The sequence below is a fragment of the Asticcacaulis sp. genome (assembly GCF_020217185.1).
Taxonomy (GTDB): Bacteria; Pseudomonadota; Alphaproteobacteria; order Caulobacterales; family Caulobacteraceae; genus Asticcacaulis.
Map to the genome: position 1 here is coordinate 1 of NZ_JAIWNX010000039.1, position 10,000 is coordinate 10,000.

At 63.7% G+C, this 10,000-nt stretch carries 8 protein-coding genes; 7 read left to right on the forward strand and 1 reads right to left on the reverse strand.

The window, feature by feature from the left end:
- The first annotated feature begins 30 nt into the window (after positions 1-30).
- Genes pyrC through dprA form a run of 3 tightly spaced genes read left to right on the forward strand, consistent with a single transcriptional unit; the run spans position 31 to position 3,138 of the window.
- A complete protein-coding gene (gene pyrC, locus LDL37_RS01855) occupies positions 31-1,326 on the forward strand; it encodes a dihydroorotase (protein ID WP_290793481.1) in 1,296 nt (431 codons plus the stop codon).
- Between the two features lie 14 nt (positions 1,327-1,340).
- Positions 1,341-1,988, forward strand: coding sequence for a glycerol-3-phosphate 1-O-acyltransferase PlsY (plsY, locus tag LDL37_RS01860; RefSeq protein ID WP_290793484.1), 648 nt, complete (start codon positions 1,341-1,343; stop codon positions 1,986-1,988).
- A gap of 4 nt (positions 1,989-1,992) precedes the next feature.
- Positions 1,993-3,138: a DNA-processing protein DprA gene (gene dprA / locus LDL37_RS01865; RefSeq protein ID WP_290793487.1), complete on the forward strand. Its 1,146-nt coding sequence runs from the start codon at positions 1,993-1,995 to the stop codon at positions 3,136-3,138.
- A 5-nt stretch (positions 3,139-3,143) separates the two neighbouring features.
- Here dprA and LDL37_RS01870 read toward each other — a convergent pair whose 3' ends face one another.
- Positions 3,144-3,329: a hypothetical protein gene (locus LDL37_RS01870; RefSeq protein ID WP_290793490.1), complete on the reverse strand. Its 186-nt coding sequence runs from the start codon at positions 3,327-3,329 to the stop codon at positions 3,144-3,146.
- A 200-nt stretch (positions 3,330-3,529) separates the two neighbouring features.
- Here LDL37_RS01870 and topA point away from each other — a divergent pair, with 200 nt between their 5' ends.
- The 4 genes from topA to rpmG all read left to right on the forward strand — a co-directional run bounded on the left by topA (position 3,530) and on the right by rpmG (position 9,838).
- On the forward strand, positions 3,530-6,151 hold the full coding sequence (topA, locus tag LDL37_RS01875) for a type I DNA topoisomerase (protein WP_290793493.1): 2,622 nt from the start codon (positions 3,530-3,532) through the stop codon (positions 6,149-6,151).
- A 317-nt stretch (positions 6,152-6,468) separates the two neighbouring features.
- On the forward strand, positions 6,469-6,831 hold the full coding sequence (locus LDL37_RS01880; RefSeq protein ID WP_290793496.1) for a DUF559 domain-containing protein: 363 nt from the start codon (positions 6,469-6,471) through the stop codon (positions 6,829-6,831).
- 341 nt (positions 6,832-7,172) lie between these two features.
- The gene (rnr, locus tag LDL37_RS01885; protein WP_290793499.1) at positions 7,173-9,530 is read left to right on the forward strand and encodes a ribonuclease R; all 2,358 of its coding nucleotides are present in this window, start codon (positions 7,173-7,175) and stop codon (positions 9,528-9,530) included.
- Positions 9,531-9,670: 140 nt separating this feature from the next.
- On the forward strand, positions 9,671-9,838 hold the full coding sequence (rpmG, locus tag LDL37_RS01890) for a 50S ribosomal protein L33 (RefSeq protein ID WP_013480935.1): 168 nt from the start codon (positions 9,671-9,673) through the stop codon (positions 9,836-9,838).
- Positions 9,839-10,000 lie beyond the last annotated feature (162 nt).

The following is a 10,000-nucleotide window of genomic DNA, read 5'->3' on the forward strand; positions in this document are numbered from 1 at the left end:
CTCGCTGGCCGCGCGTCTGGAGAACGGGCAATGAAGCAGTCTCAACCCATCGCGCTCGTCAATGCCCGCCTGATCGACCCGGCCAGCGACTATGACGGCCCCGGCAGCCTGATCCTCACCGAAGGCGTCATTGCCGAGGTGCTGCACACGGCGCATCTGCCGTCGGGCTCCGCCGACATGAAGGTCATCGACTGCGACGGCAAGGTGGTCTGTCCCGGCCTGATCGACCTGCGCGTCAAGACCGGTGAACCCGGGGCCGAGCCCAAGGAGACGCTGAAATCCGCCAGCCGCGCCGCTGCGGCCGGGGGGGTGACGTCGATGGTGGTGCAGCCCGACACCGACCCGGTGATCGACGAGCCGGCCATGGTCGATTTCATCCTGCGCCGCGCCCGCGATATCGAACTGGTGCACGTCTATCCCGCCGGGGCCGCTACCAAGGGGCATAACGGCAAGCAGATGGCCGAAATCGGCCTGATGAGCGAATCCGGTGCCGTCTATTTCACCGATGTCGAACGTCCGATCATCAATTCCAAAGTGCTGGCCCGCGTCCTCTCTTACGCCAATGGCTTCAACGCCCTGATCGCCCACCGCCCCAAGGAGCCGTGGCTGTCGGACGGTGCGGTCGCCACCTCCGGCGAAATGGCGGCGCGCATGGGGCTGTCGGGTGTGTCCGCGCTGGCGGAGCGCATCGCGCTGGAGCGCGATCTGGCTCTGGTCGAACTGACCGGGGCGCGCCTGCTGGTCGATCAGATCACCACCGCCGGGGCCATCAAGGCCGTCGCACAGGCCAAGGCGAAGGGACTGGATGTCTATGCCTCGGCCTCGATCAACCATCTGGTGTTCAACGAAATCGACATTGGCGATTACCGCACCTTCTACCGCCTCGACCCGCCGCTGCGTTCTGAAGACGATCGTATCGCTCTGGTGGAGGCTCTGGCCGACGGCCTGATTGACGTGGTGGTGTCGAACCACACGCCCCTGCCCGCCGAAGACAAGCGCCGCCCCTTCTCCGAAGCCGAGCCGGGGGCGATTGGCCTGCAAACCCTGCTGGCGGCCTTGATCGGCCTGCACCATGATCGGGAGATTCCGCTGATCGACCTGCTGCGCACCGTGACGATCAATCCGGCGCAACTGATCGGTCTGGAGGCCGGGCGGCTGTCGCCCGGTGCGCCCGCCGACCTGATTGTGGTCGATGTCGACGCGCCGTTTGCCTTGCGCGAAAGCGACATCCTGTCGAAATCGAAGAACTCCCCCTTTGAAAACCGCACATTACAGGGCAAGGTAGAGCTGACGCTGGTGGACGGTCGAATCGTTTATCAGATCTGAGTGAAAGCCCTGTAATGCCTCTGCCCGACTGGACCATCTTTGCCCTTGCCGTGATCGGCGGCTACCTGCTGGGGTCGATCCCCTTCGGCGTCGTCACGACGAAGCTGGCCGGCATCGACATCCGCAGCATCGGTTCGGGCAATATCGGCGCGACCAATGTCTTGAGAACCGGGCGTAAGGATCTGGCCCTGATCACCTTTCTGGGCGATACGGGCAAGGGCGCGATGGCGGTCGGTCTGGCCTTCGCCCTGCTGCTCAGCGTCAATCAGGCGACCCGTCAGACCGGTATGGCGCTGGCCGGGGGCGCGGCGTTTTTAGGCCACCTCTTCCCCGTCTGGCTGAAGTTCAAGGGCGGCAAGGGCGTGGCAACCTTCCTCGGCACCCTGTTTGCCGCCGCCTGGCCGATGGGGCTGCTGGCGGCCGGGACGTGGCTTCTGACCGCCTTTATCTTCCGCATTTCGTCGTTGAGCGCGCTGGTGGCCGCCGCCCTGATCGCGCCGCTGGGCCTCCTGACCGATCAGCCGCACGCCTTCGTCGTCATGGCCCTGTTCATGTCGGTGCTGATCTATGTGCGCCACCGCGAGAATATCCGCCGCCTGCTGAAAGGCGAGGAACCGAAGATCGGCAAGAAAAAAGACGCCGAACCCGCCGCGGACGCCTAAAGCCATGAGCGACGGGGGGGAGGATTTTTTCGGACGCTTTCCCGCCTGCACCAGCGACGCGGAACGCTTTGCGCGGCTTAGGCTGGCGCGCACGAACCGTATCGGCCCGGTGCATTTCCACCAACTGATCCTGCGCTTCGGCAGCGCCGTGAAGGCCGTCGAAAACCTGCCCCTGATCGCTAAACGCGCCGGGGGCGGCATCGTCCCCGCCCCGATTGAGGCCGTCGAAGCGGAAATGGCGCGCGGTCGCGCCGCCGGGGCGCGGCTGGTCGTGCTGGGGGACGCCGCCTATCCCAAACTGCTGGCCGACATTGCGGCCGCGCCGCCCGTCCTGTGGATGCTGGGCGAACAGACCGCCCTGCCCGACCGCGCCATCGCCATTGTCGGCGCGCGCAATGCCTCGGCGGCGGGTCAGCGCATCGCGCATGCGCTGGCCAGAGAGCTGGGCGAAGCGGGCTTTTTCGTCGTCTCCGGACTGGCGCGCGGCATAGATACGCAGGCCCATACGGGCAGCCTCAAGACCGGGACGGCGGCGGTGCTGGGCGGTGGCGTCGATGACATCTATCCGCCCGACAATACCGACCTTTATCAGGCTATCCGCACCTATGGCGTGCTGATTTCCGAAAGCCCGGTGGGGTATCGCGCCCGCGCCGGAGACTTTCCGCGCCGCAACCGGGTCATCAGCGGCCTGACGCGCGGCACGATTGTGGTGGAGGCCGAACTGAAATCCGGCTCGCTGATCACGGCGCGACTGGCCAACGAACAGGGGCGTGAGGTGTTTGCCGTGCCCGGTTCGCCGCTCGATCCGCGCTGCCGCGGCACCAATGACCTGATCCGGCAGGGCGCCACCCTGTGCGAAGGCGTGGACGACATCCTGCGCACGCTGGACGCCCAGATGACGCTGTTTGAGCGCCCCGCCCCTGTCGTACCGCTGCACGCCGTCAGTGCGTTTGACGATACGGACCTTGATGAGGCCATCGAGTCCCTGCGCGACCGCCTGCTGAGCCTGATCAGCCCTGTCCCCACCCCGCGCGAAGACCTGCTGCGCCTCAGCGGGGCCCCGGCCCATATCGGTCTGGCGGCCCTGGGAGAGCTGGAAATCGCCGGGCTGATCGTCACGACCTCTGACGGACAGTATATCCGCGCCTGAGTTCCTTACAGGCTATTTGCCTTCTGATAGGCCTTGCGCAGGCAGTCGCTCAGCGGCGGGCATTGCGCCCGTTCGGCCAGCACCGACAGCTCTTTCGTCATATCGCGGATATAGCGGATCACCTCGGCCCTGTGTTCGGAGTCGGTGATATAGGCCGGGGTGTCCGGCGGGGAAGCAGGGGTGTCACTCATGCGATTATCTGGGTCTGTTTTTATACCACTTAAGTGCGAACTATATCCATATTTAACTTAAAGTTGCAATAATCAAAATCACCCGCCGTCCGGTTGAATTTCGCCCCTGCGTTGACACGCTGGCCGCACAAGCCCATGTTGGCGGGAATTTTCAGCGACCGCTTATTGCTATTGTCGGTTTTCCTCCTATTAAAGACCTCATGAACCTCGTCATCGTCGAAAGCCCGGCCAAGGCCAAAACCATCAACAAATACCTGGGTAAGGACTATACCGTGCTGGCCTCCTATGGCCATGTGCGCGACCTGCCCTCGAAAGACGGCTCGGTCAAACCGGACGAAGACTTCGCCATGAGCTGGGAGGTGGACGCCAAGGCCTCAAAGCGCCTGAGCGACATCGCCGATGCCGCGAAGAAGTCGGACCGCGTCATTCTGGCCACCGACCCGGACCGCGAAGGCGAAGCCATTTCGTGGCACGTGCTGGAAGTGCTCAATAAAAAGAAAGTGTTGAAGGAAAAGATCGTCGAGCGCGTCACCTTCAACGCCATCACCAAGGCTTCGGTTCAGGAGGCCATGGCCGCCCCGCGTCAGATCGACATGGAGCTGGTCGAGGCCTATCTGGCGCGTCGGGCGCTTGATTACCTCGTGGGCTTTACCCTGTCGCCGGTTCTGTGGCGCAAGCTGCCGGGCGCGCGTTCGGCCGGCCGCGTGCAGTCGGTGGCGCTCAAGATCATCGTGGACCGCGAGCTTGAGATCGAAAAGTTCAAGTCCGAAGAATACTGGACCGTCGATGCCGAAGTGTCGGCCAATTCGCCGCCGTTTACGGCGCGTCTGAACGTCCTCAATGGCAAGAAGCTCGCCAAGTTCGACCTGAACGACGCCGAAAAGGCCGAAGCCGCGCGCAAAGCCATCTCGCTGTCGAAATTCGCTGTCGAATCGGTCGAACAGAAGCCGGGCAAGCGCACCCCGCCACCGCCCTTCACCACCTCGACCCTGCAACAGGAAGCGGCGCGTAAATTGGGTTTCTCCGCGCAACGCACCATGCAGACGGCCCAGAAACTTTATGAAGGCGTCGATATTGGCGGCGAAACGACCGGCCTGATCACCTATATGCGGACCGACGGCGTGTTTATCGACCCGGCGGCCATCGGCGAGATTCGCAAGGCCGTGGGCGAGCGCTTCGGCAGCGCCTACGTGCCGTCCGAACCGCGCCTCTACAAGGTCAAGGCCAAGAACGCGCAGGAGGCCCACGAAGCCATCCGCCCGACCTCCATCTTCCGCCGTCCGGAGACCCTGCGCCTTGAGGGTGATCAGGCGCGCCTGTACGAACTGATCTGGAAGCGCACCATGGCTGCCCAGATGGAGGCCGCCCGCGTTGAAAAGACCACCATTGACCTGCTCAATCAGGACAAGTCGATCGGTCTGCGCGCCACGGGTCAGGTCATCACCTTTGACGGCTATCTGGCGCTCTACGAAGAGGGCAAGGACGACGAGACGGACGAGGACGGTGGCCGCCTGCCGCAACTGCGCACCGGCACGCTGGTCGATGTGCACGACATCAAGCCGGCCCAGCACTTCACCGAACCGCCGCCGCGCTATTCCGAAGCCTCGCTGGTCAAGCGCATGGAAGAACTGGGCATTGGGCGCCCCTCGACCTACGCCTCGATCCTCAGCGTGCTGCGCGACCGCGACTACGTGCGCATGGACAAGAACCGCTTTATCCCGGAAGACAAGGGCCGTCTGGTCACCGCCTTCCTCGATCAGTTCTTCTCGCGCTACGTGCAGTACGATTTCACCGCCGACCTCGAAGAAAAGCTCGACCTCGTTTCGGCGGGCGATCTGAACTGGAAGGCGCTGCTGCGCGAATTCTGGCAGGATTTCCACGCCAAGGCCGGGGAAATCAGCGAATTCCGCGTCTCCGAAGTGCTGGACCGCCTTAATGACGCGCTGGGCCCGCACATCTTCCCGGACAAGGGCGACGGCTCCAACCCGCGCGCCTGCCCGACCTGCGGCACGGGTCAACTGAGCCTTAAAACCTCGCGCTTCGGGGCCTTTGTCGGCTGCTCCAACTACCCGGAATGCAAATATACCCGCCCCGTCGGCAACCCGGAAAACGCTTCCGAAGAGGCTGCCGCCTCCGGTGACCGCGAACTGGGCAATGATCCGGACACCGGCAAGGTGGTGTCGCTGAAGATCGGACGTTTCGGCCCCTATGTACAACTGGGCGAGGCGGAGTCCAAGGACGACAAGCCCAAACGCTCCTCCCTGCCCAAGGCCTGGCCCCCGGCGTCGATTGATCTCGACCGCGCGCTGAAGCTGTTGTCCCTGCCACGCAAGGTCGGTGATCACCCGGAAGACGGCAAGCCGATCACCGCGGCGCTGGGCCGCTTCGGGCCGTTTATCGAGCACGAAAAGACCTATGCCAACCTGCCGAGCTTCGACGACATCTTCGAAGTGGGCCTCAACCGTGCCGTCGTGCTGCTGGCCGAAAAGCGCGCCAATGCCAAGGGCAAGGCCTCATCGGTGGCACCGCTGAAAGAGCTGGGGGCGCACCCGGAATCGGGCGACGCCATTCAGGTCATGGCCGGTCGTTATGGCCCCTATGTCAAGTGCGGTAAGGTCAATGCCACCATCCCCAAGGACACCCCGCCCGAAGACGTGACGCTGGAACAGGCGCTGGCGCTGATTGAGGCCAAGGGCGGCGTGAAAAAGACGGCGGCCAAAAAAGCCCCGGCCAAGAAGTCAGCAGCGGCGAAAAAACCGGCAGCGAAGAAGGCCACCACCGCCAAGAAGGCCCCTGCAAAAAAAGCCAAGGCGGAGGCTTAAACACCCCCTCTCCTCCCTGTGCCACAGGCATGGGAAGGAGAAATGATAGCCCCTCTCCTCCCTGTCGCGCAGCGATGGGGAGGGGGACCGCCAGCGAAGCGCAGCGGTGGAGGGGGATAACTCTGACAGTCCCAAAAACGCAAAGCCTTGACGTCACCAAAGGGCATTGGCCAGCGACTGAGATTTTCTACCGCGTCACCCCCTCCGCTTCGCTACGCTCAGCACCTCCCCATGCCTTCGGCACAGGGAGGAGAAGGGCTGACCGTCCCTTGGAATGGCTCTAGCGCCGGGCGTAACCGCACGTTACGCTGCCCGCCATGAAAACGCCGCGCAAGCATCAGTTTGCCAAGCAACTCCGGCGCGACATGTCTCCGCCGGAAGTGCGCCTTTGGGTGCGTCTGCGGTCGCGCGCCGAAGGCAATCTGAGCTTTCGGCGTCAGCATCCCATTGGCCCCTATGTGCTTGATTTCTATTGCGCCGCCGCCCGACTGGCGATCGAGGTCGATGGCATAGAGCATACGTTCGATAGTCGCCGCATCCGCGACGCCAAACGCGATGCGTGGTTGTTGGCGCAAGGTATCTATACCCAGCGCATCCCGGCTTTCGAGATCATGGCCGATGCGGATGAAGTGGCCGAAGGCGTGTACCGACTGGCCATCGAGCGTTTGGGCAAGACCTGAGCCATCCCCCTCCGCTTCGCTACGCTCAGCACCTCCCCATGCCTTCGGCACAGGGAGGAGAAATGATAGCCCCTCTCCTCCCTGTCGCGCAGCGATGGGGAGGTGGCGGCGAATGCAATGAGCCGACGGAGGGGGATGACTCCATCAGTGTAGACACCCCGTCGCTACCTTTGCACCTCGAAGATGCGTCACAATTGGCCATCGAGCGTTTGGGCAAGACCTAAGCCGTCCCCGTCCGCTTCGCTACGCTCAGCACCTCCCCATGCCCTCGGCACAGGGAGGAGAAGTGACGGCGCAAGAAAACATCGCATCGCGCCGATAAACCCTTTACACTCCGACTCATGAAAACTCCCTCTACGCCCCGGCCGGCTTCCGGCCTGCCGGATGACGACACCCTCCTCGACGTCCTGAAGTCCGCCCGTGAGCTGGATGTCGGCGCCCTGGCCAAACAGTTTGGCCTCAAGGGCGAAGATCGCCGCGCCCTGCGCCAAAGGCTCAAGCAACTGGCCGACTCCGGCAAGCTGAACAAGAGCGGGCGCAAGTCGTTCGGGGCCGTCGGCGCCCTGCCCGAAACCGGCGTCGCTGAAGTCGTCGAACGCGACATAGACGGCGATCTGTGGGTCAAATGGGGCAAGTCGGACGACCCCAAGCTGAAGCACAAGCCGCCTCTGGCCCGCCTCGCCCCGCTGAAAAAAGCCATCGCCCAGACACCCCCGGCCGTCGGTGACCGCATCTATGTGCGCTTTGAGCAGACCTCTGAGGAGTGGATCGCCCACCTCGTCAAGGTGCTGGATCAGGGCGCGCCCAAGCTGGTCGGCGTGGTGCGTATCGGTAAGGCGCGCAAGGGCCCGCGCGACATCCGCCTGGAAAGCGTCGATCGCAAGTCGAAGGACAGCTACACCCTCGTCGCCGGGGCCATCGACGCCCTCGAAGACGGCGATGTGGTGATCGCCGCACCGCAGGGCGGTAACCACCGCTATGGCCCCAAGCCCGCCAAACTCATTGAGGTGATCGGTAAGGAGGATAGCCCGCGCATCGCCTCGATCATGGCCATCCATGCCCACGGGCTGAAGGTCGGCTTTGACTCATCGACCGAAGCCGAGGCCGAGGCCGCGCAGGCCCCGGACCTCAAAGGGCGCGAGGACCTGCGCCACCTGCCCCTGATCACCATTGACCCGCAGGACGCCCGCGACCACGACGACGCCGTCTATGCCCATGCCGATGATGACGCCAACAATCCCGGCGGCTACGTCGTGTGGGTGGCCATTGCCGACGTGGCCCACTACGTCAAATCGGGCTCGTCGCTGGACCGTGACGCCCGCGAAAAGGGCAATTCGACCTACTTCCCCGACCGCGTGGAGCCCATGCTGCCGCACGTGCTGTCGTCGGGCCTGTGCTCGCTTCAGGAAGGCGAGAACCGCGCCACCCTGGCCGTGCGCATGGTCTTCAATGCCGAGGGCAAGAAGATCGGCCATCAGTTTGTGCGCGGCCTGATGCGCTCTGCCGCCAAGCTCTCCTATGAGCAGGCGCAGGCGGCCATCGACGGCACGCCCGACGACAAGACGCAGCCGATCCTCGACACGCTCCTGAGGCCCCTGTGGGCCGCGCACGCCTGCCTGAGCCGCGGCCGGCGCGAGCGTCAGCCTCTGGCCATCAACTCGCCTGAGCGCAAGGTGCAGCTCGATTCCGAGGGCAATGTGGTGGCCATCACCGCCCGCGTCAGCCTTGAGGCGCATCAGCTCATCGAAGAGATGATGATTCAGGCCAATGTCTGCGCCGCCGAGACGCTTGAAAAGCACAGGACGCCGCTGATCTACCGCGTGCACGAACAGCCCAGCCTCGAAAAGGTCGGCAATCTGGCCGATTTTCTGGCCACGATCGGCCTGCCGTGGAACAAGGGCGAGCCGCCGCGCACCGAGCGCTTCAATCAGTTGCTGAACAGCCAGAAAGACGGGCCGCACGCCGAAATCATCAATGAGGTGGTTTTGCGCACCCAGATGCAGGCCCATTACAGCGCCGAGAATTTCGGCCACTTCGGCCTCAATCTCGACCGCTATGCCCACTTCACCTCGCCGATCCGCCGTTATGCCGACCTGATCGTGCACCGCGCCCTGATCCGCGCGCTCAAACTGGGGGATGACGGTCTGACTGACTATGAGGTCAAGACCATGGCCGATACGGCCGAGCACATCACCGCCACCGAGCGGCGCTCGATGCAGGCCGAACGCGAGGCCATAGAGCGCTATGTGGCCGCCTTCCTTGAGGACAAGGTCGGCGCGACGTTTGAAGGCCGCATCGTCGGCGTCACGCGCTTTGGCCTGTTCGTCAAGCTGACCGAGACGGGGGCCGACGGCATCATCCCCGCCTCGTCCTTCGTGGATGACTACTATATCCATGACGACACGGCCCACGCGCTGGTGGGGGAGCGCCATCACCGCCGCTGGACGCTGGGGCGCAAGATCGAGGTGCAGTTGCTGGAGGCCATGCCGATGACCGGCGGGCTGGTCTTCAAGGCCCTGTCCGAGCCCGAAGCGCCCGATCCCAGCGCCCCGCGCCCGCGTCTGGGCGTGCGCTCGCGCGTCGATACGGCCCTGCGCCGCAAAGGACCGGGCGGGCCGAAGGGCGGCCCCAAGTCGGGCAAAGCGCGCCAGAAGGGCATTACCGAAAAATCGAAGACCAAGAAGGGTAAGCGGCGATGATCGCGCCTGTTAAAAGTAAATGAAGACCAAGGCCATATTGGCCATTGACTTCCGCGCGTGGATGCGTATTTTCCGCGCTCCTGAATATTTGTGCGGCCTGGAGATTCCGTTGGTCGCGATCCGTTTGTTAAGGTTCCGCCATGGCTAAGCCCGCCTCCATCAAGATCCGCCTGAACTCGACGGCGGACACCGGCTTCTTCTACGTCACCAAGAAGAACGCCCGCACCAAGACCGAAAAGCTCGTGCTGAAGAAGTACGATCCGGTCGTGCGCAAGCACGTCGAATTCCGCGAAGGCAAGATCAAGTAAGATCACGCCCCACGGCAGATGATTTAAACCGCGTCCGGTCCTCCGGGCGCGGTTTTTGTTTGTCTGCCCCCCCCTTTCGTGACGTCTCCTCTGCCGACCGCACGACGGCGGTGACCCCAAAAGAAAACGGCGGCAGGTTGCCCTGCCGCCGTTTCTTTTCGT

Bases quoted from the DNA above. Each gene is read 5' to 3' on its own strand.
- LDL37_RS01880 (WP_290793496.1), top strand. From the start codon at position 6,469: ATGAAAACGCCGCGCAAGCATCAGTTTGCCAAGCAACTCCGGCGCGAC.
- rpmG (WP_013480935.1), top strand. From the start codon at position 9,671: ATGGCTAAGCCCGCCTCCATCAAGATCCGCCTGAACTCGACGGCGGAC.
- rnr (WP_290793499.1), top strand. From the start codon at position 7,173: ATGAAAACTCCCTCTACGCCCCGGCCGGCTTCCGGCCTGCCGGATGAC.
- dprA (WP_290793487.1), top strand. From the start codon at position 1,993: ATGAGCGACGGGGGGGAGGATTTTTTCGGACGCTTTCCCGCCTGCACC.
- topA (WP_290793493.1), top strand. From the start codon at position 3,530: ATGAACCTCGTCATCGTCGAAAGCCCGGCCAAGGCCAAAACCATCAAC.
- LDL37_RS01870 (WP_290793490.1), bottom strand. From the start codon at position 3,329: ATGAGTGACACCCCTGCTTCCCCGCCGGACACCCCGGCCTATATCACC.
- pyrC (WP_290793481.1), top strand. From the start codon at position 31: ATGAAGCAGTCTCAACCCATCGCGCTCGTCAATGCCCGCCTGATCGAC.
- plsY (WP_290793484.1), top strand. From the start codon at position 1,341: ATGCCTCTGCCCGACTGGACCATCTTTGCCCTTGCCGTGATCGGCGGC.